The following is a 25563-nucleotide window of genomic DNA, read 5'->3' on the forward strand; positions in this document are numbered from 1 at the left end:
ATTTGGCGAAAAGATAATTTTTTTGACTGATACATGCTTATTAATATGACAAAAGCAAAGACCAAAAACAGCGAGTATTTAATACACATACACGCTTGTTTGTAGTTTTCACTATTTTTTGCTTTACGTGTTTTACCCCAAATATTGAATAAGGGTATTCCTGCCTGGGCAGGAATAACACAAGATAATTTAGGAGACGGTCACTATTTTACAAACGTTAGTCGCACCTTCAGTTTCCATCTGATCGCCATATGTAAGAATAAATGAGTCGCCTACATTTAATATCTTCGAATTTTTCAATGTAGCAATTACATCTCGAGTCAGATAGCCGGTTTGGCTGCTTGATGAATCGAAATAGACAGGTCTTACACCTCGAAACAATGCCATCTGATTTAGGGTTGATTCGTGACGTGACATTGCGATTATTGGTAAAGAAGTGGTTATTCTAGACATCAAACGAGGTGTAGTGCCACTTTCTGTTAAACCAACTATTGCTTTGATCATGGGTAGATGGTTAGCAGCATACACTGCAGACATAGCTGTTGTTTCACTAACGTCATTAAAATCCTCATCAATACGATGTTTTGAAATTTTAATGCTTGGATGGGTTTCTGCTCCTTCACATACTCTAGCCATGGCAGCAACAGTTTCTACTGGATATTGACCGGCAGCGGTTTCAGCCGAGAGCATGACCGCGTCGGTACCGTCTAAAACAGCATTTGCCACATCCATTACCTCTGCTCTCGTCGGCATAGGACTCTCTATCATTGATTCCATCATTTGGGTTGCGGTGATGACCACTTTATTTAACTGTCTCGAGCGACTGATCAGTTTTTTCTGCACACCCACAAGTTCAGCATCACCAATTTCAACACCTAAGTCACCACGAGCAACCATGACCGCATCGGAGGCACTAATAATATCGTCGATTGCATCATCGCTTGCGACTGTCTCGGCTCGCTCTACTTTTGCGCAGATTTTAGCATGGCATCCTGCCGCTTCAGCTAAGCTACGAGCATAGTCAAGATCAGCACCAGAACGAGGAAATGAGATAGCTAAATAGTCAACGCCAATGGTAGCTGCTGTTTTGATATCTTCTTTATCTTTTGTTGTAAGCGCTTCTGCAGACAGACCGCCACCCAAACGATTAATACCTTTATTATTTGACAACTTTCCATCTACTGTAACAACAGTATGGACTTTCTTACCAATAACCTCGACTACTTGTAGTTGGATGCGTCCATCATCTAGCAACAACACATCACCTTGAGAAACGTCTTCAGGCAAGGCTTTATAATCTATTCCTACACTTTCACTGGTACCCGCGTTTTTATCTAGTTCAGCGTCAAGAATAAATGCTTGTCCTTTCTTTAAGATAACTGAATCGTCGACAAAGCGGGATACGCGAATTTTTGGTCCTTGTAAATCGCCTAATATACCCACATAAACACCCAATTTAGAAGCAACATCTCTGACACGTTGAGCTCGTTCAATATGATCTTGAGCGCTACCATGAGAAAAGTTCATTCTAACAACGTTTGCACCTTCGCGGACGATAGCTTCTATCATTTCTGAGGTGTCGGTTGCGGGTCCAAGTGTCGCTAGAATTTTTGTTCTACGTGACATTATATTCTCTCTATATTAAATAAATGATTAGATTAATGGTCGTGTTTGATGTAGCGAGAACTTCTAAGTGTCTGCTTGACGCGTTTTAGGTTCTCTCTGAATTTGTTACCCCTACGTAAGGTAAAACCAGTTGCAAGCACATCAATTAAGGTCAACTGTGCAATCCTTGACGCCATAGGCATGTATAAATCTGTGTCTTCCGGCACGGCTAAAGACAGCACATAATTACATTCTTTGGCTAAAGGCGTATCAGCTGAAGTAATACCTATGACAGTTGCATCGTTTAAGCGTGCAATTTGTGCAACATCAACAAGGCTTTTGGTTCGGCCTGTATGGGAAATAAAAATTACAACATCACCCTCAACACTGTTCATACAACTCATTCGTTGCATAAGTATGTCTTCAAATGAAATAACCGGCACATTAAATCGGAAAAACTTGTTGACTGCATCGTGTGCGACTGAAGCAGACGCTCCTAAGCCAAAAAATGATATTTTTTTAGCCTGAGTAAGCAAGTCTACCACTCTATTTACCATGGCGATATCGACTGACTGACGAGCAACCTCGAGCGCAGCCATTGTTGATTCGAATATCTTTGTTGTATATTCGTTTGGACCATCAAACTCATCCACATGCCTGTTTACGTAAGGAGTCCCATTGGCAAGGCTTTGTGCCAAGTGAAGTTTAAAATCAGGGTAGCCCTTAGTATCTAAACGACGGCAAAATCGATTAACTGTTGGTTCACTTACATTTGAGAGTTTGGCTAGGGTCGCGATACTAGAATGAATGGCGGATTGCGGATTTGCTAATATGACTTCAGCGACTTTCTTTTCAGATTTGCTGAATTCGGTCATTTCACGAGAAATTTTTTCTAATATATTCATGCGTTATACTTAAGTTTATCGCCAAGATGTTACATAAGTGTTGAGATGTATAATATAAGCAAATTATCTCTTTGTCATTCATTTTGTAACTTTTCAACAAAAATATTGAAAGTGAATCACAATATTTTGATTGTTTTTATACTGGTTAATAGCTAAAAACATAATTTTCACTCATGCATTAGTTATTTATAGCATTGAAATATATAGTTAATATTATGAATTTAAAGTCGGAATAAGTTGGCGATTTTTCTATGTTGTTAAATTCGTATCTTTTCATGATTTAATTTAATTTGTAATTTTACTACATTTGTAGTTTACTACGGCAAAAGTACTTATTCTACTTAACAAGTTGCGGCTATTTCTATTTACATTTGCCGCACATTTTGTTCTTTAATTGAGGCAACATATGGTAGCTGAAAAAAAATACGAACCTATTGATTTCGTTTTATTTGGAACGGCGGGAGACTTAGCAAGAAGGAAGTTACTACCTTCACTTTATCAATTAGATAAAGCAAACCTGTTACATGAAGGCAGTAAAGTGATTGGCGTTGCCAGAAGAGAAATGTCAAAAGACGAATATGTGGAAACGATTCGCACAAATTTTGAAAGCTTTTTAGGTGAAGCAGTATGTGAAGAAACTTGGTTACGTTTTATTGCTCGGGTTGATTACGTCAAGATAGACATGACCGAACCAGAGGACTACAGCAAACTTTGCGCACATGTCGATAAGAGTCGTGTCATGGTTTGCTATTTTGCAACTCCCCCATCAATTTTTGGCGCCTTATGCAAAGGAATGGACCATGCTGGTGTTATCGATGAAAGCGTGCGCGTTGTATTAGAAAAACCGATTGGTAATGACTTGGCTTCTTCAATAGTGATTAACGACCAAGTCGCCGAATTTTTTGATGAGAAACAAATTTATCGTATTGATCATTACTTGGGTAAAGAGACCGTTCTTAATTTGATAGCGTTACGCTTTGCCAATTCCATTTTTGCTACAAATTGGGATCATAATTGTATCGATCATGTCCAAGTGAGTGTAGCTGAATCCGTTGGTATTGAAGGGCGCTGGGGCTATTTTGATGATGCTGGCCAGATGAGAGATATGGTACAAAACCATCTCTTACAAATATTGACTTTAATTGCGATGGAACCTCCAGCGACTCTGGATGCAGATAGTATTCGGGATGAAAAACTGAAAGTGCTCAAGGCGCTAAGGCCCATTAACAGTTCAAATATTAATGACAAAACTGTTCGTGGCCAATACGGTACTGGATTTGTGGCTGGTAAAGAAGTACCCGGTTATCTCGACGAGCCGGATGCTAATCAAAAAAGTGCCACAGAAACCTTTGTTGCCATAAAAGCAGAAATCGACAATTGGCGATGGGCAGGAGTACCATTTTATTTGCGTACCGGTAAACGCCTTCCAGCCAAAGTAAGTGAAATAGTCATCTATTTCAAACGTCAACCACATAATTTGTTTTCAGATAGTTTTTCGACTTTACCACCGAATAAGTTAGTCATTAGGCTACAACCTGATGAAGGTGTTGAAGTAACTGTTATGAATAAAGTCCCTGGTATCGCGAGTATGGGATCGATGGATCTTCAAAAAAGCCAGTTGGATTTAAGTTTTTCTGAGGAATTTGCAGATTCACGTATTGCAGATGCATACGAAAAGTTGCTCTTAGAAGTTATGCAGGGTAATCAGGCATTATTTGTCAGACGTGATGAAGTTGAACAAGCGTGGCGTTGGGCGGATTCAATTATTGATGCTTGGAAACACAGTAATGAAGCCCCTGAAACCTATCAATCTGGCACTTGGGGGCCAGTATCGTCTATTGGGTTATTAGCCAAAGAAGGACGAAGTTGGTACGAAAGCAAAATAAAACGAAAAAGGAAGTAAATAAAATGTCTGTAATGTTCAATAAGTATACCAATGCCGACAATTTGAATACTTCTTTTGCCAATAAAATATTAGCAAAGTTACGACGTGGTATTGAAGATAATGGGGTGGCAACAATGGCAGTAAGCGGCGGTTCGACGCCCAAGCCTTTGTTTGATTTATTAGCTAATAAAAGCTTTGATTGGACCAATGTTATAGTGACCTTAGTTGATGAGAGATGGGTGGATTCTCAACATGCTGACAGTAACGAAAAACTTGTGAAAGAAAATTTATTGGTTGAACAAGCGGCAGCAGCAAAATTTGTCTCGCTAACCGCAGATTATGATTCACCCTATGACGCAGAAAATGAAATAAGCCAGCGCATTGATGACATTGCTGACGAATTTGATGTATTAGTTTTGGGGATGGGAGAAGACGGGCATACCGCTTCTTTATTTCCTTGTAGTGAACAGATTGATGCTGGGCTCGATCTAGAAAGAGAGCTTAGTGCTATCGCTACCCAACCTACAACAGCTTCACATTTAAGAATGTCTATGTCATTAGCCAAAATAATTAAGGCCAAAAACATCTATTTACACCTTGTTGGAGACAAAAAACTAGCAGTGTTGGAAGACGCGCTAGCCAATTACGATGCTAAACAGAAGCCAATTAAAGCGGTTTGTGATGAAGCGCAAGTGAGTTTGATGTGGGCGCCTTAGCTTAGGACAAGAAAATGAACAATATTATTCAAGAAGTAACCGATAGAATTATTCAAAGAAGCAAAGTTTCGCGTGCTGCTTACTTAAAAAAAATAGAAGAAGCTAGACGTCAAGGACCTCACAGAGGTGCGTTGTCTTGTGGAAATTTGGCGCACGGCTTTGCAGCTTGCGGTAAAGAAGATAAATCTGATTTACGCAGTATGACCAAAGCTAACATAGCCATAGTATCGTCATATAACGACATGCTTAGTGCTCACCAACCATACGAAGACTATCCTCAAAAGTTAAAAACGGCATTAAATCAAGTTGGCAGTGTTGGTCAGTTTGCAGGCGGTGTCCCAGCGATGTGTGATGGTGTCACTCAGGGTAATGCTGGTATGGAACTCAGTCTTATGAGCAGAGACAATATTGCTATGGGCGCAGCGATAGGTTTATCTCATAATATGTTTGATGGTACCTTGATGCTGGGGATCTGCGATAAAATAGTTCCTGGCTTGCTTTTAGGTGGCTTGAGTTTTGGCCATTTGCCCACCATCTTTGTGCCCGCTGGCCCAATGCCATCTGGTTTACCGAACAAAGAAAAAGCAAGAATACGACAGCAATTCGCTGAAGGCAAAGTGGGGCGTGATGCGTTGTTAGAAGCGGAGTCTCAGTCATATCACTCAGCGGGTACTTGCACATTTTATGGCACTGCCAATAGCAATCAGCTAGTGGTTGAAGTAATGGGTTTGCATTTACCGGGCGCTTCCTTTGTTAATCCGGGCACTGAACTGAGAGACGCGTTAACGGATGCTGCAGCACGACAAGTCACTCGCTTGACCGATCTCACTGACAACTATATGCCAATTGGACATATTGTGGATGCTAAGTCGATGGTAAATGGAATTGTTGCCTTGCTAGCAACCGGAGGCTCTACCAATCACACCATGCACTTGGTTGCAGTCGCAAGAGCAGCAGGTTTGATCATCAATTGGGATGATTTTGCCGATTTATCCAAAGCTACGCCCCTTATCACTCGCATTTATCCAAATGGTTCAGCTGATATAAATCACTTTAGTGCAGCAGGTGGTATGGCCTTGTTATTTAAACAATTGTTAGATGCAGGTCTTTTGCATAATGATGTCAATACAATTTGTGGACAGGGCTTAGAACGTTACATGCAAGAGCCTAAATTGGAAGACGGTGAACTGGTTTGGAAAGAGGGTGCACAAAGCTCTTTCGATACTGACGTTTTTGCCGATATCAAAAAACCCTTCAAATCTGACGGAGGTTTGTCAGTTTTGTGCGGCAACTTGGGCCGGGCAGTCATGAAAACGTCTGCTTTGCGAAATCCAATATGCAAATTAACCGCGCCTGCAGTCGTTTTTGATGATCAATATGCCCTGGATGATGCCTTTAGTTCGGGTGCATTAAACAAAGACTGTATTGTGGTGGTAAGATTTCAAGGCCCTGCGGCAATTGGTATGCCAGAGCTTCATCGCCTAACACCTCCACTGGGTGTATTGCAAGATAGAGGGTACAAGGTTGCGTTAGTAACAGACGGTCGTATGTCAGGTGCATCAGGCAAAGTGCCGGCCGCGATCCATTTGACCCCCGAAGCATTTAAAGGTGGCCTCATTAGCAAAGTACAAGACGGCGACCTAATAGAAATTGATACCTCAACTGGTAATATCACCTTGCTCGTTGAAGAGGCTGAATTAGACGCACGTGAAAACGCTTCTTTGAATCTGACAGCCAGTCATCAAGGTATGGGCAGAGAATTGTTTGCTGGTATGCGGTCAACACTTACAGGTTCTGAGCAGGGTGCTTGTTCTTTATTTGTCGAACAAGACCGATTAGATCAGGGAGCCTTGTAGCATGTTAACCGCAGGACCAAGGTTTGTTGCCGATGTTGGCGGCACAAATATCAGACTAGCGTTAATTGAGAATGGTCGAATTTCGAAAATTGAAAAATATCTCTGTACAGAATTTGAAACTATAGTTGATGCGATTAATCATTTTCAGAAACAAACCATAACGGGTAGCTTTACCGCTGGTTGTATTGCGATAGCGTGTCCGGTTAACAATGACATAGTAAAAATGACAAACCATTCGTGGGTGTTTTCTAAAAAGGCGTTGAAGTCTGAGTTAGCGTTGGAGCAATTGTTTGTCATTAATGACTTTACCGCAGTGGCGCATTCGCTACCAACACTAAATCACAATCAAGTTATTCAAATTGGTGCAGGTAGTGCCAAGGAGAATGGCAATATCGCTGTGTTTGGTCCGGGTACTGGTTTGGGTGTTGAACATCTCACCTGGACTGGCCTTGGCTGGCAAACATTAGATGGTGAAGGTGGTCATGTAGATTTTGCCCCTAACGATAAAAATGACATCATTATATGGCAATATTTGCATAAAACATTTGGTAGGGCATCTGCTGAAGAAGTGCTGTCAGGTAGAGGTATTGTAAATATATATAGAGCGTTGTGCTTGCATCATAAGCAAACCTTAAGTTTTGAAGAACCTTCGCATATAACTAAAGCTGGATTAGCTAACAGTGATGCGATGGCGCGTTTAGCCATTACTCAATTTTGTCGAGTAATGGGAAGTTTTGCTGGTAATCTAGCACTCAATTTATGCACCTCTGGTGGCGTATTTATTGGCGGCGGTGTTACAAGTAAATTAGGTGAGTTTTTCTTACAAAGTGATTTTAGACAGTATTTTGAAGCAAAAGGTGATTTTGCTCATTATGTAAAGGATATACCTACCTATTTAATTAAAGAGCCGGACCATGGTCTTCTTGGTGCCTTGGCTTATCTTACACAACATACACAGAGAAGTAATATCGATGAATAATTGGAAAATAAGTTCTGCAGAAGTATTCAGTCAAGGCCCTGTTGTGCCTGTGCTGGTCATTGAAAATGTAGAGGATGCAATACCTATTGCCGAAGCGCTTTTAGAAGGTGGTATTAGCGTGTTAGAAGTAACCCTACGTACTCAATCTGCTATTGAAATTATTCAAAAAATTGCAGACAACATTCCAGAAGCATACATTGGAGCAGGTACTGTAACCAATAGAGAGCAACTTAAATTGGTAACTGACGCTGGTGCTAAATTCGCTATCAGCCCAGGCTTGACGGCAGATTTATTGGCGGCAGGAAAGGAAGGCACTATTCCACTTATCCCCGGTATATCTAACATATCGGATTTAATGAAAGCAAATGATGCAGGTTATGATCATCTTAAATTTTTTCCAGCTGAGGCGGCTGGAGGCACAAAGACACTTAAATCTATTGGTGGGCCATTCCCAAATACAGTATTTTGCCCAACAGGCGGTATAAGTTTGAGCAATTATAAGGAATATTTGGCGCTGCCAAACGTACGTTGCGTAGGCGGTTCATGGCTAGCACCAAACGAAGCAATTGAGAACAAAGACTGGAAAGTATTGACAGACTTGGCCAATGAAGCTATTCGTCTTTAAACACTTCTAATAGATAATTTGCTCAAGAATATGCGTTTCCTTCGGCCCAATTTGTAAGCCGTCAGTATTGGCGGCTTCGATGCATAACATTGTTTTGAATCCCTCTTTACTCATGTCTTTCATACGAGCGCTTTTTTCAATCCAAGGGTTCCAAATGACGAGACTATCATGCCCTCGCTGCGAAACTTGAGCCAAGGGTTCATTTGTTTCTTTGTCTATGACCATCACTTTATTCTCTTGTACATGCGAATGGATACGGTCAACTTCAGCGTCTATTAAATAAGGATGTGGAGTTTTTGGCATAGATATTCCGGTGAGTTTATCTAAGTAGCTGCCGGTTACCCCATCAATCACTATATTCGAAATATCAGAAATAGATAAGTAAGTATGCAAGGCTTGGCTTAGCTCTATTGGATTTTCGCTTAGGTTAGTGGTTTCTAAATGGATGATCAAAGAATCGCCAACCTTGATTAATAAACGGACATTAAGGTTTGTGTTAAAGCCAACATTATTCATCTGACTTGGGACGAGTATTATCTTCGTTTCTCGTACTTTGTTTTGACTAACAACGTCTTCTGCATGTTCTACTTGCCAAGTTTGTGTGCGTAAAAAGCCATGGCTAGGGCTATTGTCTGGTAATGATGTGCTTGCCTCGCCAAACCAGGGCCAACAAATGGGAACGCCCCCTCTTATTGGGGTTTGGTTATCAAAGATTGCCTCGTCACTCAACCATAATCTTTGCCTGTTGTCCTTTTTATTAATATACGATAATAAATGACCACCAAATAAACTAATGCGCGCTGAAGCATTATCGTTATCGATATTGAGTACGTTTCCTTGTTCACCGGACTCCAGCGTAAGCGAACTGGTTTGCTGTAAATCAACTGTTGCCATTCATAACCTCATAGTCGTTCTAAATAATGATTCATCAGCCTAGCATAGCTAAGGTTAGTAGCGTAAACAAAAAAGGCCGCTCTGTTAGCGGCCGATTACTTTTTCGAATATTATTGTCTTTAATTTTAGCTAGCTAACAATGAGTTATTGACTAATATGGGCAACCAAGTCAAGCACTCTTAGTGAATACCCCATTTCATTGTCATACCAAGACACCACTTTAACAAAGTTACCGGTTAGCGCAATACCAGCATCCGCATCGAACACTGATGACTCAGAGGCACCAATAAAATCATTGCTCACTACTGCATCTTCAGTGTATCCAAGCACACCTTGTAATTCATTTTCTGACGCTGATTTCATGCTAGCACAAATTTCTTCATAACTGGCTGCTGTTGCCAAGTTAACAGTGAGGTCTACTACGGAAACGTCAGCCGTTGGCACTCTGAAAGCCATGCCGGTTAACTTGCCGTTTAAGTCAGGGATAACCTTACCAACTGCTTTTGCGGCGCCTGTAGACGACGGAATGATATTTTGTAACGCGCCTCGACCACCACGCCAGTCTTTTTGAGATGGCCCGTCTACTGTTTTTTGAGTAGCGGTGGTAGCATGGACCGTTGTCATTAGGCCATCTACAATGCCAAAGTTATCGTGAAGGACTTTCGCAATAGGTGCTAAACAATTGGTTGTGCATGACGCATTTGAAACGATGGCTTCTCCAGCGTATTTATCATGGTTAACACCCATAACAAACATTGGTGTATCGTCTTTACTTGGGGCAGACAGAACAACCTTTTTAGCGCCAGCCTGAAGGTGAGCTTTGGCAGTATCTGTCGTTAAGAATAAACCAGTGGATTCTATTACTACATCCACATTTACTGCGTCCCAAGCTAAGTCTGCAGGATTGCGTTCGCTACTAACACGAACGGTATTGCCATTTACTATAAGATTGCCGTCAACAATATCTACGGATCCATTAAAACGGCCGTGAGTCGAATCGTATTTCAGCATGTAAGCGATATAATCAATATCTAATAGATCGTTAATCGCAACAACTTCAACATCATCTCTTTCACAAGCAGCACGCATAACCAATCTGCCGATACGTCCAAAGCCGTTTATACCAAGTTTTATAGCCATATTGCCCTCAAATTCTGTTAATACAAAAGTTATATATTAATAAGATGTAATTAAATTACGAAAATTATGCACAATATTTTACTGTAAAGCAAAAAAATATTATTATGTGTTGTTTTATTACAGATATCCTTATGCTTTTGCGGGTTGCAATCGTATTCAATACCGATTTTGTGTTAGTTAATGAATAATGCCAATGACACAACAGAATATTTCGTTTTTATTCAGCGCAAACTCACAAAATAACCTATACGCTAGACGATGTGCAGGAACACTTATCAATGACACAACTAGTTGACTATCTAATTGAGCAAAAAGGCATTAGTTCGGATTTTATAGATGCTTGGGGGAAACCCGCTAAAATTAAGCCCGAAAACCAATATAAATTGTTAGAAGCGATGGGCTATTCCATGCAAGACGAACAAATGCTTGCCGAGCAGTTAGAATCCGAAGCTGTTGAATATTGGCTACAAGCGCTGCCTTCAGTATTGGTGCTGCGCAAAGGAGATAGTGTAAAGATTAAGGCGAGAGTTTGTATTTCTGATGCTGCTAAAGCGCACACCTTCAAAATATCACTTGAAAACGGCAATACACTGAGTCATAAAGTGACCCCTGTAGATGCAAAGTTGCTAGCCACTGAAAATATAGAAGGGCTAGAATGGCATGAGTATGAAATTGAGCTACCAAAAATTACTATCTTGGGTTATCACCAAATTAGCATGTACTGTGGACGTAAATGCGTTTCTCAATGTAAATTAATTATTGCGCCAAAAGCTTGTTACATGCCCAAAGCTATTAAGAGTGGTGAAAAAGCGTGGGGCTTGAGTGTGCAATTATATTGCTTAAGAAGCCGTCGTAATTGGGGCGTAGGTGATTTCACCGATTTGATAAGTTTAGTTAAGCAAGCAGCTGCTAAAGGCGCCGATTTTATTGGTCTCAATCCCATCCATGCTTTGTTTCCTGCTAATCCAAATGCCTGTTCACCATATGGACCAAGTTCTCGACAATGGCTTAATTATTTATATATTGATGTAGAGGCAGTTGTTGGTTTTGACCACAAGCTTGTAAAAGAATGGTGGTTTGATAATGATATACCTCAAAAAATAGAGACATTAAGAGCAAGTGATTTTGTCAATTATGAAGGGGTTGCTGAAGTAAAACTCAAGGCGCTTTCCTTAATTTTTGAAGAGTTTGATAAAACCTATTTGCAAAGGCAAAACAAACAAAAAAAACAATTTGATAAGTTTGTAGAGGAAGGAGGCGACAGTTTACGTTCACAAGCCATATTTGAATCTTTGCAGATACATTTGAAAGACCAAGGCAAAGATTATTGGGGCTGGCCAGTATTCCCAGTAGAATATCAAGATATCAATAATAAATCTGTATTGGTCTTTGCTAAAAAGTACGCTAAAAAAGTCAAGTTTCATTTGTTTTTGCAATGGCAAGCAGCTTTGCAATTTGAAGCGGCTAGTCGGGCCGCTAAATATGCAGGCATGTCGATAGGATTATATAAAGACTTAGCTGTTGGCGTAAGTGAGGGCGGGGCAGAAATATGGGGTAATAAAGAACTTTATTGCACACAAGTTAGTGTAGGTGCACCCCCCGATATATTGGGTCCGCTTGGTCAAAAATGGGGCTTGCCGCCGATGGATCCTGAACAATTACAAAAACAACAATACCAGCCTATCATTGATTTGTTTTCTTCTAATATGAAAGGTACTGGTGCTTTAAGAATTGACCATGTGATGGCCTTGTTGCGTTTGTGGTGGGTGCATAAAGAGGATGATGCAAGTGATGGCGTCTATGTGAATTACCCAGTTAACGACTTATTGGCAATTTTGGCCTTGGAAAGTGTGCGTAATAAAAGTTTGGTAATTGGAGAAGATTTAGGCACAGTGCCAGACGCCATTCGCGAAAAACTGCACGGAAATGGTATGTATTCCTATCGAGTCTTCTTTTTTGAGCAAGCTGAAGATGGCGGCTTTTATTCACCAAGTCATTATCCCGAGCAATCTATGTCAACCTTGACAACCCACGACATGCCTACATTAATAGGTTTTTGGCATTGCGACGATTTATCATTAGGAAAAGAAGTGGGTTTGTATCCTGATCAAGAGGTGTTGTCGAACTTGTACAACATACGACATGAAAATAAACAACATATACTTAATACATTACATGGGCATAGCGCTATCAGTAAAAACATAAGTACAGACGTGAATTATGTTGGTATGACAAGTGAGCTCAACTTTGGCATGCAAACACATATGGCAACAGGGTCTAGTGCGTTATTAAGTTTACAATTGGAAGATTGGTTGCAAATGGATAAACCTGTTAATATTCCTGGCACGTTCAATGAATATCCAAATTGGCAACGTAAACTTAGTCACAATATTGAAGACATTTTTGATAGACCTGAGATTGTTCGTTTAACGAAAGAATTAACCACTCGTCGACGACAAGCGAGCCAGAAAGCACTCAAAGAGGTAACTTAATGCAGGGTGAATATCAATTGACAAATCAATTGGCCCACGAATTGAAAATAGGACGCTGTGATCGTCCTTTTTCTTGTTTAGGGACTAGTGAACAAAACGGTAAATACATCATACGGGTATGGTGTAACTATGCCACTGCTGTGTCACTAAAAAGCGCTCATAGTCAAAAAAGTATTGTTTTGCTTGAAGAAGAAAGTCCAGGTGTATTTTCAGCTGTTCTCGATAAAGCTGTGACCGAAGAGTACTCAGTTTGTGCGGCCACCAGAGATGGTGAGCATGTGTATATAGACCCTTATCAATTTCAAGATTTTGCTTATCATGCGGTTCATTTTATTGATCATGCCCCTGAAAATTTGTATCACCAAGCTGGCGCTCAGCTAGTCAATACAGAAAGTGGTATCAAGGGTACTAGGTTTTGTGTTTTCGCACCAAATGCAGGCTCTGTGTATCTCATTGGTGATTTTAATCATTGGAATAACACGGCGCATCCAATGCAGCGCACTGAACTAGGATATTGGGTATTGTTCATGCCTAATGTGGAAGCCGGAGCACAATATAAATACTGTTTGTCTGATAGAGAGGGGAATCAACTTCCTGATAAATCAGATCCATTAGGCTTTAGTCACCACGATCACCCTTCACACGCTTCGATTGTGTTTGATCATAGCGCTTATCAATGGCGAGACCAAAAATGGCGTGAAAAAAGGACACAGCATAACCCTTACCAAAGTCCAATGAGTATATACGAAGTTCATTTGGGTTCTTGGAAGCGTCCCTTAGAAGGTGATTCACGTTATTTAACTTATCACGAACTGGCAGAAGATCTCGTCAATTACGTTACAGATATGGGTTATACACATATCGAAGTTTTGCCAGTGTCAGAGTTTCCTTTCGATGGTTCTTGGGGCTATCAACCGGTAGGTTTATTTGCACCTACTTGTCGATTTGGTACACCTGACGAATTTAAATATTTTGTTGATATTTGTCATCAAAATAATATTGGCGTCATCATAGATTGGGTGCCTGCTCATTTTCCAGAAGATCCACATGGATTGGCTAGATTTGATGGTAGTTGTGTATACGAATATGAGGATCCGCGAAAAGGTTGGCATACAGATTGGAATTCATGTATTTACGATTTTGGCAAAGATACCGTGCGCCAATTTTTAGTGGCTAATGCGCTTTTTTGGTTTGATAAATTTAATGTAGACGGTATTCGTGTTGACGCTGTCGCATCCATGCTGTACTTAGATTATTCTCGCAATGAAGGAGAGTGGTTACCAAATGTTGATGGTGGTAACGAAAATTATGAAGCGATTAGCCTATTGCAATGGATGAATACAGAAGTGTATGCCAAACATCCACATGCCATTACCATCGCTGAAGAATCTACTTCGTTTGCCGGCGTTTCAAAACCTGTCTCATCAGGTGGCTTAGGCTTTGGCTTTAAATGGAACATGGGATGGATGCACGATTCTTTGCATTATATTGCTAAGGACTCAGCATATAGACAATACCATCATGGCGAGCTAAGCTTTTCTATGGTGTATGCATACGATGAAAATTTTGTATTACCTATTTCCCACGACGAAGTTGTACACGGAAAAGGCTCCATGATTCAGAAAATGCCCGGAGATGATTGGCAACGTTTTGCTAATTTGCGCACCTACTATGGTTTCATGTTTGCTCACCCAGGCAAGAAATTACAATTTATGGGTAACGAATTTGCGCCCGATAAAGAATGGAATCACGATGAATCCTTACCTTGGCATCTTTTATCATACCCGTCACATCAAGGTATTCACAAACTCTATAGAAAATTAAATGAGGTGTATTCTAGTGAACCAGCATTGCATGAACTTGATCATGATCCTGCTGGTTTTAGATGGGTTGATTTACATAATGAGTCGCAATCTATATTCGCTTTTGCGCGTTTTGCTAAACATAAAAATGAAGTGCTTCTAATTGTTTGTAATTTCACACCCATTGTGCATGATGAAATGAGATTTGGTGTACCACAAAAGGGGCAGTATTCATTATTGTTAAACACTGATGATGCATGCTTTGGTGGTAGTGATTTTAATACAATGAATACGGTTCATTCGGACACCGAAAGCTGGCATGGTTTAGAAAATAGTATTCTAATAAGCGTTCCTCCTTTAGCTACAATTATTTATAAATTAGTAGTACAGTAAATGTCATTGAAAATAGCAACTAGCATAAATCGATTTGTGTTGCAGACTGGTAGCTTATTCCCTGCTGGCGCAAAGTTAACTGAAAATGGCTGTAATTTTTCCATTTATGCGCCAGATGCGGCTCAAGTTTTCATTTGTTTATATGACGAAAATGAAGAAGAAATTGCGCGCATATTGTTACAACAACGAATCCAGTCGAGATGGTTTGGCTTTATAAAAGGCGTAGGTACAGAGCACTTATATGGTCTGCGTGTTAAACCCAAAAGTAATCGAAGTACAAATCCTGATTCTAGCCTCGATAAGCTATTAATTGACCCTTATGCCCAATCGTTAAACAGACCATTGACATGGTCGGCTGAAAAATATGCAGGTGATTCTCATGCTTTGGTGCCAAAAGCTAAGCTGTTCGCTCAAGCTAATAGCAACCTGCGCCCGCTAGGAATAAGTGATGAAAAAAGGGTTATATACGAAGCACATGTGAAGGGGCTAACGCAGTTACATCCGAGTATTCCAGAACAGCTAAGAGGCAAGTATTTAGGGGCTTGTGAGCCAGCTATTATTGAGCATTTAAAGCAATTAGGTGTTACCAGTATACAGTTTTTACCTTTAATGGCCTTTATGCCCGAACCCTTTATTACACTAAAAGGCTTAACGAATTATTGGGGATACAATCCCATCAACTTTTTTGCAGCAGAGCCTCGCTATGCCAATAATGATGCGGTAACTGAATGTAAAGAAATGATCGCTCGTTTTAGAGCGCATAATATTGAAGTTATTCTCGATGTGGTTTTTAACCACACATGTGAAAGTGGTGCAGATGGCCCAGTGTTAAGTTTTAAAGGCTTATTTGAATCTCATGCCTATTTGCTAGAGCAAAACGATGAAACTGATCAAGCTCAGCATCTCAATTATTCAGGTTGTGGCAATACCTTAAAAGTGTCTGATCCTTATATGCTTAGTTTAGTGGTAGATGCCTTACGGTATTGGGTAAGCGAAATGGGAGTGAGCGGATTTAGGTTTGATTTAGCAAGTGTAGCAGGACGAGAAATTCATGAGTTTAAGAATAGTGCTGCTTTTTTCAAAGTATTGCGTCAAGACCCACTGCTTAGAACAGCGGTTATGATAGCTGAACCTTGGGATATAGGCCCAGGAGGATATCAATTAGGGCAATACCCTGACTATTGGCTAGAAGTGAATGATAAATTCAGAGATGTAGTACGCGGCTTTTGGCGTGGAGATAAAGGCTTAAAAGGTGAGTTTGCAACGCGCCTTATGGGCTCAAGAGATATTTTCAGAAAAAACACTCGTCCCATGCATGCTAGTGTTAATAATGTCACATATCATGACGGTTATACTTTGCACGATATTGTGTCATTTGAAAATAAACACAATTTAGATAATTTAGAAGAAAATAGAGATGGCCATAATCATAATTTGAGTGCCAATTATGGTATTGAAGGCGAAACGAATGACTCCTTGATTCTGGACATGAGGGAAAGGCAAAAACGAAACTTATTTGCTACGCTAGTGTTGAGTCAGGGGACACCGCATATCCTCGCTGGAGATGAATTAAGTAAAACACAAAATGGAAATAATAACGCGTATTGCCAAGACAACGAAATTAATTGGTTAGACTGGGAGATGACGGACAGAAAGGCCCAGTTTTTAACTTTTTGCCAGTATGTTATTAATTTACGTGCAAAAAATCGCCTTTTGCAACAAATGCACTTTGACGATGATATGTTCGACAACAGACAAAATATTAAAGTAGCTGACTGGTATAGACGTGATGGCAGTCATAAAACAGATATCGACTGGGTTAATCACGAACATCATTGCTTTGCTTTACATTTGATTGGCGAAGATACGCTACACTATGCTTCAGCAGAGCATCCAAGTAACGCGATCAATGTTAAATTAGCGTCAGATGCAAGCAAAGAAGAACAATGGCTACTTTGTATTAATAGTTTACATGACGCTCGTGAGTTTCATTTACCTGTATTAGAAGCGCATGAAAAATGGGTTTGTGTTCTTGATACAAGTGTTAGTGATATTTCAAAATACAGAGCTAGCGCTATTGATTCGATATTTAACATGCCAGCACGAACGATGCGATTGTATTGTAATAAATAGTTTGTCATGCCATCATTTTTAACGCCCACAAATATCTTGGAAGGAACATGATGACCGATCCATACAAAGAAAAGTTGACACCAGAAGAATACAGAGTGACGCGTCAAGCAGGAACAGAGCGGCCATTTACTGGCGAGTTTTTACATAATAAAGAAACAGGCAAATATACGTGTAAATGTTGCAACGCTACTTTGTTTGAGTCGGCGGCAAAATTTGATTCAGGTTGCGGTTGGCCTTCTTTTAATGCTCAATCAAATGACGATAACGTGGTATATAAGGAAGACTCTAGCCTAGGGATGCAGCGCATTGAAATTTTATGCAGGCAATGCGAAGCGCATTTAGGTCATGTTTTTGATGATGGCCCATTACCCACGGGCAAACGATATTGCGTAAATTCGATATCTTTAAATTTTGACGCTTCAAGTGATAGCGAATAAATCGCTTTTTTAACAAAATTGTAAAATACTCTAAATTAATTAGTGTAATTTTATTACAGGTTTTTTTACTATTTTTACCTAAGAACTCCAATAACATCACTGTTTTTGATGTTTATTTTAAATGCTATTCACTGATGTCGACTAATTACACAAAAATTAACAGCTGATCCGTTTTTGACTCTAAAAGTGAAAGTTTTCACCAGTTTGGACTTTTACTCAAGTTTGCATAGAATGCGCGCGTCATCCGTCTCACTCGCATTAATAAGGTAAGTAGATATGAATCAACAGTACGAACAAGAGCTTCAATCTAGTTGGCAAGAACGTCAAGAATTCGCTGAACGAATGATGCCAATTGTAGGTCGTTTATATAGGGATAAAGCAATTGAAATAACGGTTTATGGCCGATCGCTATTAAACGCTAGTGCGATAGATATAATTAAAGCCCATAGAAGCGTGCGCTTGTTTGAGGGTGTAAAGTTAAGATTGCGAGAAAGCTTTCCTATTCTAGAAGCAATTAGCAACATGCCTATTGCACCCTGCGAGGTCGATATTGGTCGTTTGGCTTATGATTTCCACTATAATAAAATAGCCAAAACTGAGAGTCTTGATACCTATTTAACTAACACACTACATAGCGTAAATAATCAAGATGATAAACATGAGCCGGTTGATGTTGTTCTATATGGTTTTGGACGGATTGGTCGGCTATTAGCCAGATTGATGATAGAGCGTCAAGGCAAAGCAAACAAACTTAGATTACGAGCAATTGTTGTTCGTGGGGGGAAAGAGGGCGATTTAGAAAAACGTGCTAGCCTTTTACGAAGAGATTCAGTACACGGGCCTTTTAATGGAAGCATCACTGTTGATAATGAACGCAAAGCGCTAAAAGCAAATGGTTCGTTCATTCAAGTTATATACGCGAATCATCCAAGTGAGGTGGATTATCAGCAATACGGTATTGATAAGGCTATAGTGGTAGACAACACTGGGATGTGGAGAGATGAAGAAGGCTTATCTCAACACTTGCAAGCGAAAGGTGCGTCAAAAGTACTTTTGACCGCTCCCGGGAAAGGACAAATCAAAAATATAGTACATGGTGTTAATCATACAGATATTGATAAAGAAGATGTGATTTTGTCCGCTGCTAGTTGCACTACAAATGCGATTACGCCGGTTTTGAAAGCGCTAGACGAAGAGTACGGCATAAAAAGTGGTCATGTAGAAACAGTACACTCATTTACTAACGACCAAAATTTGATAGACAATTATCATAAAGCAGAAAGACGTGGACGAGCAGCCTCATTGAATATGGTGATTACCGAAACTGGCGCGGCCAAAGCGGTCTCTAAAGCTTATCCTAAATTAGAAGGTAAACTGACAGGGAATGCGATTAGAGTGCCAACACCCAATGTATCAATGGCTATTCTAAATCTAAATTTAGCGTCTCAAACTGACAAAGAAGGCATAAATACCTATTTGCGTGACGCTTCTTTGTTTTCGAATCTACAACATCAGATAGATTTTACCGCATCAACTGAAATTGTATCTACTGATTTAGTAGGAACGCGCGCTCCTTCTGTTGTTGATTCTCAAGCAACCATTGTGGCCGATGACAGAGCAACTTTATATGTATGGTATGACAATGAATATGGCTATAGTTGTCAGGTGATGCGTGTCGTTACCGATATGGCGGGTGTTTCAGTACCCACCATTCCGGCACCATAATATAAGGTGAAAGGACAAAGTGGTGCTGTTTAGCACCACTGATTTCAAATTATTGATACTTGGCTTACGTGTTTTTTCTTAATTTTACAAACATGCAAACAAAGCCGAGTAAGAGCAACGACAATGAAGCGGGTGCGGAAACAACGCCAACCGCCCCCTTACTCAACGATTGAAATACTGTGTCAATGCTGTTTTGTCCGGCTGGGATAAATTCTAAAACAGCGCCACAAACATTGATACCATCACACGAACCAAATGTGTTTGTTTCAGGCATTGTTAAGTCTATGTCTGGCAGAAAAATATCAGCGAAAAGTTCACCCAGCACATAATTTGTGCTTGGTGCACCCACGGCGAAGCTCATACCTTCGTTAGCTTCATCTCCAATCTCTCCACTACCAATATTGTATGCAAAGGAAAAAAATGGTCGATAAAATGGGTTAACTGCGGCCAACGCTCCATCAAATATGAGAGTATGATCACCCTGAGTAGAATTAAAGCCTGAAAATGTAATTTCCGCGTATTCGAGTTCATTGGTTTGTTGAAGAGTGGGAATTAATAAGTTAGTAAAAAATCCCACGGTACGAATCTGCCCATCGAGATCGACATCTGTGCCTTTAAAATACCCTGTGATAGAGCCTCCTCCTTCAAAGCCAACTTGTGAGAAACTGCCCTCAATTAAGTTAGCATTAATATTACTTGCTGCGAACAGCAATGCACTAGTAAATAAAATTTTTAACGTCTTCATCATTTCCCTTTTTGGAGTTGTAGTTATAGACGACTTCTTTTGTAAACTGTTTCAAAATCGAATTCACTAGTAGCATATAAAAATAAGCTAATGAAAAGCTAATCATTTCCTAAGGGCGATATATTTATAATTAATTCAATTGCTTACGGGTTTCGCAGTAAAGAGTTTAGTTTCCTAACTGCAGACGATTTTATAGTTGTGGTGGGCAATAATTTGGACGATGTTGGAGGTATTCATTTTTATGGCAGTAATCTGGCCACTGGTTGTATTCAGACCAATAATCCATCAATCCAATGTCTATCAACAATTGAACAATATCCTTATGGTTTTTTAGCCTAAGTAAGCCTTGACTATAACCAGGTGATAGATGTGAATTCGGCTGGAGCCAGCCATGTGTTAACATGAGATCGCGCAGAACACCATTACTCACATTTCGTTTGATACGATCTATTATGGGCTGATAACTGCCAGCTACTAAGGCAATATTGAAATCAAGGCGAGGCATTTTTGACATGATCTGATTTAGCGCATCATTGTCCCCTCTTAGTTGCGCATCCACGGCATCTTTATGGTATTGATAAGCTGGATAACGGGCAACCATCGCCTCTGCTAGCTTCGAATATTGTTCAATATCGCCTTCGGCCATGGCTATATTGATTTTCATAGCCAAGGCATCTGAACCACTTGAATGACCTAAGGCGTTGATGATTTTTACTTGTCGTTTTGCACTTTCTGTTTGTGCTTGCATGTTATAAATCTGACCTAAGAAGCTATGCATCATTGTTGACAATGGAAAATAGTCTAAGTGAGTTTGTACCAATGTTTCAGCCTTTTGATAAAAACCTACATTGAGATAATGTTCCGCTAAGTTCCTCACACAAATGACACATGCAGGAGAATACTCGACAGCCTCTTCAAGTATTCGTTGGTACTCGAACCAATTCTTGCGACTAAGGTCAAGCCTTGCAGTTAAGCTTCTAATGACGGGGTGCTCAGGTGCTGTTGCCTGTGCTTGCTTCAATAATAATTGGTATTGCAAAGACTGCTGTTGTCGTTCCTCTATCAATTCAAGGTAAAAACTCATCATGCGAGCAGCCACGGCTTTTTGCACAATTGCCATAGCGAAGTCGGGTCTTTGCTGCACAATGTTATCTAACAGTTCAAATGCATTTTCTAAGTTTTCTCGCCCTCTTACATCAATTAAATACAGCGCGCGAGAATACATAGTGCGCATTTCAGGTGAAAGGAGTGCTAGTTCCGGCGCTTCTTTATATAACTGTAAAAGCCGTAAAACCTCAATCAATGCGTCAACAGACATTGCTTTTTGTTGCTCATCAGACTGCAAACTTGATGCTTGCCAAATGACCTGCCCATAACTATTTAGCAGTTGAATAATATTTTGTTTTTCTTTTGTTTCACCTTCTATCAATGGAATAGACTTAATGGTGTAGTGAACATTTGTTCCGTCGTTGTTACTCAAAAATACGATTGGGGTAGATGATTCAGAGGCTAGCAGCACTTCTCTGATGCCATTTAAGTCGCTCAAAACACGATTAACTTCGTGTTTGGCATTGTTTTTTATTGCGTTATTGCTAAACAATGGCCAATTCATGTTAACGACAAATGCAAATACTGTGACGACAAATGCCAAAACCACAAAACGCCTTTGAAAAGTGCTCGCTTTTTGCTCTGGCAACATCGGAGGGTCAACTTTTTGGGCGTCTACTAGTAGTTTGTAGCCTTTTTTGTGGATTGTTTTTATATATTCTGGCTTTTTGGCATCACGCTCCAGAATTTTTCTAAGTTCGGAGATACATCGCGTTAAACTTTCATCGACAGTGACACGACCTTCCCAAACATGCTCAACAAACTCTTTGCGACTGACCATTTCATTTGATTTTTCCATCAGCATAGTCAAAACTGCCATCGAACGAGGTTCAATTTTATGCGTTTCGCCCGTTTGTGTGTTTTCTATTAGGTGTTCGAGTGGTATTATTTGCCAGTGATTAAGTGTATAGCGCATTCTTTTTGATATATACCTTCCCATACTGCTTATCATTAAGATAGCAAGAATAAATGATAGATTAAAGCCAACTGCTAGACATAGCTTTGACAATGACCAAACTTTTTAAAGCTAAACACAAATCGTTTTTATCATGGCTGAACTAAAACATCCTTCATCGTATAACATTCGGACACATACCAATAATTGCATCCAATTCTGCTAGCTTACGCATTGCTAAATCCTTTTAGATTAACTATTTTATATTTCATGTTTAGTAAATCTTAAGAGTTTGCTAACATTACTGCAGAATAATAAAATTAAACTATCCAATATTTCATGATTATTAACAGTCAGTTCGACAGTGGCAACATAAATGTAATTTCAGCTGAATCGCCCGGCGATATTAAACTTTTCATAAAAAAAGATCATCAGTCTGATTTTTATCAATGGTTCCATTTTAAATTACACTCCGAAGCGTTTGTTGCACATAGTATTACCATTGTAGACTTGGCAAAGTCAGCCTATCCGGAAGGCTGGAAAGGCTATCATGCAGTTGCGTCATACGACCGAGAAACATGGTTTAGAGTCGATAGTGTATTCGATGGGGATAATCTCAGCATAGAATTCACGCCAGAACAAAACAGTGTTTATTTTGCTTATTTCGCACCTTACAGTTATGAAAGACATCTAAATTTCATTGCTCAAGCGCAACAGTGTTTTGACTGTCGCCATGAGTTGTTGGGCTTAACCCTCGATGGCAGAGAAATAAACTTGTTAGTGATAGGCTCTGAAGACATTGAGTTAGCAGCTAAAAATAAAATTTGGATTACCGCTCGACAACATCCTGGCGAAACAATGGCAGAGTGGTTAGTGGAAGGTTTGGTGCAAAGGTTATTAGATGAAGACGATGGTTTAGCCCGAAAATTACTGCAACATAATGTGTTTTATATTGTTCCAAATATGAATCCTGATGGCAGTGTAAGAGGGCATTTACGAACCAATGCCGCTGGTATAAATTTGAATCGTGAATGGCAAAATCCATCATTAAATAATAGCCCGGAAGTCCTCTACGTGTTAAATAAAATGCAAGAAACCGGCGTAGATATGTTTTTTGACATACATGGTGATGAAGCACTCCCTTATAATTTTGTGGCAGGTGGTGAAGGAAATCCTAATTATTCTGAGCAAATCAAAGAGCTTGAGGATCTGTTTAAAGAAACCTTACTCACGGTTACACCAGAGTTTCAAGATGTTTTTGGATACGACAAAGATAAACCAGGTGAGGCTAACCTTACTGTTGCGAGCAACGCAGTAGGGTTTCGATATGAATGCCTTGCATATACGCTAGAAATGCCCTTTAAAGATAATGCTAATTTGCCTGATGCAAGTTATGGTTGGTCTGTTCCAAGATGCAAACAGTTAGGTGAAGACCTTTTAATAGCAATAAATGCTGTTTCTGACAAACTTAAAACTAAGTGATTTGTGCTTGAAAATAAGCACTAAATTGAAGATAAAAGAAAAATAAGACGATAAACAAGGAAATCTGACGTGGACGCAATACTCGATTTTGTTAATTTAATAGATAGTTTTTTAGGCAGTGCAGCTTGGTTTCCTTACGTGTTGTTGGGCACGGGTGCATTTTTCACCATTTATCTGAAGTTTCCTCAAGTACGTTTTTTTAAGCATGCATGGAAAGTGGTGTCAGGCAAGCTAGATAAAGGTGATGAGCCGGGTGATACAACCCATTTTCAATCACTAACGACCGCACTCTCAGGGACGGTAGGTACTGGAAATATTGGCGGTGTGGCCTTGGCCATATTTTTAGGTGGACCTGCAGCATTATTTTGGATGTGGGCAACAGCCTTCTTCGGTATGACAACTAAGTTTGTTGAAGTCACACTCTCGCACAAATACAGAGATAAAACCGCCGATGGTTCCTATGCCGGTGGCCCTATGTACTATATGGATAAACGTCTAAACATGAAATGGTTAGCCGTTGCTTTTGCGGTTGCGACAGTCATTAGTTCTTTCGGCACCGGAAACTTGCCGCAAAGTAATAGTATTGCTAGCACAATGGAGGCTACTTTTGGTTTTGAACCTTGGATTGTAGGTGGCATATTAGCTGTTTTGCTCGGACTTGTTATTTTGGGCGGCATTAAGAGAATTGCGGCAGTCACATCTAAAATAGTGCCTATTATGGCAGTGATTTATATTTTGGGTGCGTTTTCTGTGATATTTGCCAACATTGAAAATGTTGGGCCTGCTTTTGTTTCTGTATTAACTGACGCATTTAGTGGTTCTGCTGCTGCCGGCGGGTTTTTAGGAGCAACATTTGCTTATGCTTTCAATAGGGGCGTGAATAGAGGTTTGTTTTCCAATGAAGCTGGACAAGGTTCTGCGCCTATTGCGCATGCCGCAGCGAAAACAAAAGAGCCTGTCTCTGAAGGTATGGTTTCTATTTTAGAGCCATTTATCGACACTATCATTATTTGTACGATTACAGGTTTAGTTATTTTGTCATCTGGTGTTTGGAATCAAAAGCACGAAAATGTGTTTGATCGTTCGGATATGTTTTTTGTTGATGGCGAGTATCAGCAAGATAATCAAGAAGATGCTACCAATGTCTATAAATATTTAAACGAGCTCGATGGCACTTCAGTCGGTGCATACAATGGCGAAATAGTCGTGGTTAATGGTAAAGCGATTAGTGGCGGGTACACTCTAATCAATGCCCGCTCATTTGCAGAAGAAGTGACATACTTTGCGGGTTCACTCGACGATAAATTTAGTGGGACTTTGAACATAGTTAATGGTGATATCTCAAGAACAACCATTATTGTGCAAGGTAAATCTTTAGTGCATTCAGCCAATTTAACAACAATAGCGTTTACAAAGGGCTTTTTAGGTAGTTATGGGCAATATATTGTTTCTATTGGTTTATTACTATTTGCATTTTCTACTGCTATTGCGTGGTCATATTATGGTGATAGGGCAATGACATATTTGCTTGGTCCGGCATCAGTGATGCCATACCGTGTTGTTTACGTTTTTGGTTTCCTGTGGGCAGCTGTTTCGGATACCACATTGGTATGGGCAATATCAGCTGTAGCGATTGTGGTCATGACCTTACCCAATCTATTTGGTATTTTGATGCTACACAAAGAGATGAAAGAAACAGTCAATGAATATTGGCAGAAGGTAAAAAGTAGTAAATAAGTAGGCCTAG

The 25563-nt window shown here is 39.9% G+C and carries 18 protein-coding genes; 12 read left to right on the plus strand and 6 right to left on the minus strand.

Features of this window, described 5'->3' with window-relative positions:
• Positions 1–189 precede the first annotated feature (189 nt).
• Together pyk and RM552_RS04140 are read right to left on the minus strand one after the other, a co-directional pair.
• On the minus strand, positions 190–1626 hold the full coding sequence (pyk, locus tag RM552_RS04135) for a pyruvate kinase (protein WP_311367515.1): 1437 nt from the start codon (positions 1624–1626) through the stop codon (positions 190–192).
• A 32-nt stretch (positions 1627–1658) separates the two neighbouring features.
• Positions 1659–2510 carry a MurR/RpiR family transcriptional regulator gene (locus tag RM552_RS04140; RefSeq protein WP_311367516.1) on the minus strand — a complete coding sequence of 284 codons (852 nt, stop codon included), beginning with the start codon at positions 2508–2510 and terminating at the stop codon, positions 1659–1661.
• Between the two features lie 406 nt (positions 2511–2916).
• Between RM552_RS04140 and zwf the strand changes: the two genes are divergently transcribed.
• From zwf to RM552_RS04165, 5 genes are read left to right on the plus strand one after another with little or no spacing between them, the layout of a single operon-like run.
• Positions 2917–4413, plus strand: coding sequence for a glucose-6-phosphate dehydrogenase (zwf, locus tag RM552_RS04145; protein WP_311367517.1), 1497 nt, complete (start codon positions 2917–2919; stop codon positions 4411–4413).
• Positions 4414–4418: 5 nt separating this feature from the next.
• Positions 4419–5111 carry a 6-phosphogluconolactonase gene (gene pgl, locus RM552_RS04150; RefSeq protein ID WP_311367518.1) on the plus strand — a complete coding sequence of 231 codons (693 nt, stop codon included), beginning with the start codon at positions 4419–4421 and terminating at the stop codon, positions 5109–5111.
• 14 nt (positions 5112–5125) lie between these two features.
• Positions 5126–6967: a phosphogluconate dehydratase gene (edd, locus tag RM552_RS04155; protein WP_311367519.1), complete on the plus strand. Its 1842-nt coding sequence runs from the start codon at positions 5126–5128 to the stop codon at positions 6965–6967.
• A 1-nt stretch (position 6968) separates the two neighbouring features.
• Positions 6969–7946: a glucokinase gene (gene glk / locus RM552_RS04160; RefSeq protein ID WP_311367520.1), complete on the plus strand. Its 978-nt coding sequence runs from the start codon at positions 6969–6971 to the stop codon at positions 7944–7946.
• Positions 7939–8571 carry a bifunctional 4-hydroxy-2-oxoglutarate aldolase/2-dehydro-3-deoxy-phosphogluconate aldolase gene (locus RM552_RS04165; protein WP_311367521.1) on the plus strand — a complete coding sequence of 211 codons (633 nt, stop codon included), beginning with the start codon at positions 7939–7941 and terminating at the stop codon, positions 8569–8571. The genes glk and RM552_RS04165 overlap by 8 nt, the downstream gene beginning before the upstream one ends.
• A 6-nt stretch (positions 8572–8577) precedes the next feature.
• On the opposite strand, the gene RM552_RS04170 is transcribed toward RM552_RS04165, so the two are convergent.
• Together RM552_RS04170 and gap are read right to left on the minus strand one after the other, a co-directional pair.
• On the minus strand, positions 8578–9465 hold the full coding sequence (locus RM552_RS04170) for a D-hexose-6-phosphate mutarotase (RefSeq protein ID WP_311367522.1): 888 nt from the start codon (positions 9463–9465) through the stop codon (positions 8578–8580).
• 144 nt (positions 9466–9609) lie between these two features.
• The gene (gap, locus tag RM552_RS04175) at positions 9610–10605 is read right to left on the minus strand and encodes a type I glyceraldehyde-3-phosphate dehydrogenase (protein ID WP_311367523.1); all 996 of its coding nucleotides are present in this window, start codon (positions 10603–10605) and stop codon (positions 9610–9612) included.
• Between the two features lie 278 nt (positions 10606–10883).
• On the opposite strand from gap, the gene malQ reads away from it, so the two are divergent.
• The 5 genes from malQ to RM552_RS04200 all read left to right on the plus strand — a co-directional run bounded on the left by malQ (position 10884) and on the right by RM552_RS04200 (position 19587).
• Positions 10884–13097, plus strand: a complete 2214-nt coding sequence (gene malQ / locus RM552_RS04180) for a 4-alpha-glucanotransferase (RefSeq protein WP_311367524.1) — start codon at positions 10884–10886, stop codon at positions 13095–13097.
• On the plus strand, positions 13097–15292 hold the full coding sequence (gene glgB / locus RM552_RS04185; RefSeq protein ID WP_311367525.1) for a 1,4-alpha-glucan branching protein GlgB: 2196 nt from the start codon (positions 13097–13099) through the stop codon (positions 15290–15292). The genes malQ and glgB overlap by 1 nt, the downstream gene beginning before the upstream one ends.
• Positions 15293–17425 (plus strand): glycogen debranching protein GlgX, encoded by a 2133-nt coding sequence (gene glgX, locus RM552_RS04190; RefSeq protein ID WP_311367526.1) that lies wholly within the window; start codon positions 15293–15295, stop codon positions 17423–17425.
• Between the two features lie 47 nt (positions 17426–17472).
• The gene (gene msrB, locus RM552_RS04195) at positions 17473–17862 is read left to right on the plus strand and encodes a peptide-methionine (R)-S-oxide reductase MsrB (protein WP_432277177.1); all 390 of its coding nucleotides are present in this window, start codon (positions 17473–17475) and stop codon (positions 17860–17862) included.
• Between the two features lie 276 nt (positions 17863–18138).
• Positions 18139–19587: a glyceraldehyde-3-phosphate dehydrogenase gene (locus tag RM552_RS04200; RefSeq protein WP_311367527.1), complete on the plus strand. Its 1449-nt coding sequence runs from the start codon at positions 18139–18141 to the stop codon at positions 19585–19587.
• A gap of 64 nt (positions 19588–19651) precedes the next feature.
• Here RM552_RS04200 and RM552_RS04205 read toward each other — a convergent pair whose 3' ends face one another.
• On the minus strand, positions 19652–20332 hold the full coding sequence (locus RM552_RS04205) for a hypothetical protein (RefSeq protein ID WP_311367528.1): 681 nt from the start codon (positions 20330–20332) through the stop codon (positions 19652–19654).
• A gap of 190 nt (positions 20333–20522) precedes the next feature.
• The gene (locus RM552_RS04210) at positions 20523–22355 is read right to left on the minus strand and encodes a winged helix-turn-helix domain-containing protein (RefSeq protein ID WP_311367529.1); all 1833 of its coding nucleotides are present in this window, start codon (positions 22353–22355) and stop codon (positions 20523–20525) included.
• A gap of 318 nt (positions 22356–22673) precedes the next feature.
• Here RM552_RS04210 and RM552_RS04215 point away from each other — a divergent pair, with 318 nt between their 5' ends.
• Both RM552_RS04215 and RM552_RS04220 read left to right on the plus strand, forming a co-directional pair.
• Complete coding sequence (locus RM552_RS04215; protein ID WP_311367530.1) at positions 22674–23816, plus strand: M14 family metallopeptidase; 1143 nt, start codon at positions 22674–22676, stop codon at positions 23814–23816.
• Positions 23817–23885: 69 nt separating this feature from the next.
• Complete coding sequence (locus RM552_RS04220) at positions 23886–25553, plus strand: alanine/glycine:cation symporter family protein (protein WP_311367531.1); 1668 nt, start codon at positions 23886–23888, stop codon at positions 25551–25553.
• Positions 25554–25563: the final 10 nt, after the last annotated feature.

This window comes from Glaciecola petra (assembly GCF_031846345.1).
GTDB classification, from domain to species: Bacteria; Pseudomonadota; Gammaproteobacteria; order Enterobacterales; family Alteromonadaceae; genus Glaciecola; species Glaciecola petra.

Bases quoted from the DNA above. Each gene is read 5' to 3' on its own strand.
- pyk (WP_311367515.1), bottom strand. From the start codon at position 1,626: ATGTCACGTAGAACAAAAATTCTAGCGACACTTGGACCCGCAACCGAC.
- RM552_RS04140 (WP_311367516.1), bottom strand. From the start codon at position 2,510: ATGAATATATTAGAAAAAATTTCTCGTGAAATGACCGAATTCAGCAAA.
- zwf (WP_311367517.1), top strand. From the start codon at position 2,917: ATGGTAGCTGAAAAAAAATACGAACCTATTGATTTCGTTTTATTTGGA.
- pgl (WP_311367518.1), top strand. From the start codon at position 4,419: ATGTCTGTAATGTTCAATAAGTATACCAATGCCGACAATTTGAATACT.
- edd (WP_311367519.1), top strand. From the start codon at position 5,126: ATGAACAATATTATTCAAGAAGTAACCGATAGAATTATTCAAAGAAGC.
- glk (WP_311367520.1), top strand. From the start codon at position 6,969: ATGTTAACCGCAGGACCAAGGTTTGTTGCCGATGTTGGCGGCACAAAT.
- RM552_RS04165 (WP_311367521.1), top strand. From the start codon at position 7,939: ATGAATAATTGGAAAATAAGTTCTGCAGAAGTATTCAGTCAAGGCCCT.
- RM552_RS04170 (WP_311367522.1), bottom strand. From the start codon at position 9,465: ATGGCAACAGTTGATTTACAGCAAACCAGTTCGCTTACGCTGGAGTCC.
- gap (WP_311367523.1), bottom strand. From the start codon at position 10,605: ATGGCTATAAAACTTGGTATAAACGGCTTTGGACGTATCGGCAGATTG.
- malQ (WP_311367524.1), top strand. From the start codon at position 10,884: ATGACACAACTAGTTGACTATCTAATTGAGCAAAAAGGCATTAGTTCG.
- glgB (WP_311367525.1), top strand. From the start codon at position 13,097: ATGCAGGGTGAATATCAATTGACAAATCAATTGGCCCACGAATTGAAA.
- glgX (WP_311367526.1), top strand. From the start codon at position 15,293: ATGTCATTGAAAATAGCAACTAGCATAAATCGATTTGTGTTGCAGACT.
- msrB (WP_432277177.1), top strand. From the start codon at position 17,473: ATGATGACCGATCCATACAAAGAAAAGTTGACACCAGAAGAATACAGA.
- RM552_RS04200 (WP_311367527.1), top strand. From the start codon at position 18,139: ATGAATCAACAGTACGAACAAGAGCTTCAATCTAGTTGGCAAGAACGT.
- RM552_RS04205 (WP_311367528.1), bottom strand. From the start codon at position 20,332: ATGAAGACGTTAAAAATTTTATTTACTAGTGCATTGCTGTTCGCAGCA.
- RM552_RS04210 (WP_311367529.1), bottom strand. From the start codon at position 22,355: ATGCGCTATACACTTAATCACTGGCAAATAATACCACTCGAACACCTA.
- RM552_RS04215 (WP_311367530.1), top strand. From the start codon at position 22,674: ATGATTATTAACAGTCAGTTCGACAGTGGCAACATAAATGTAATTTCA.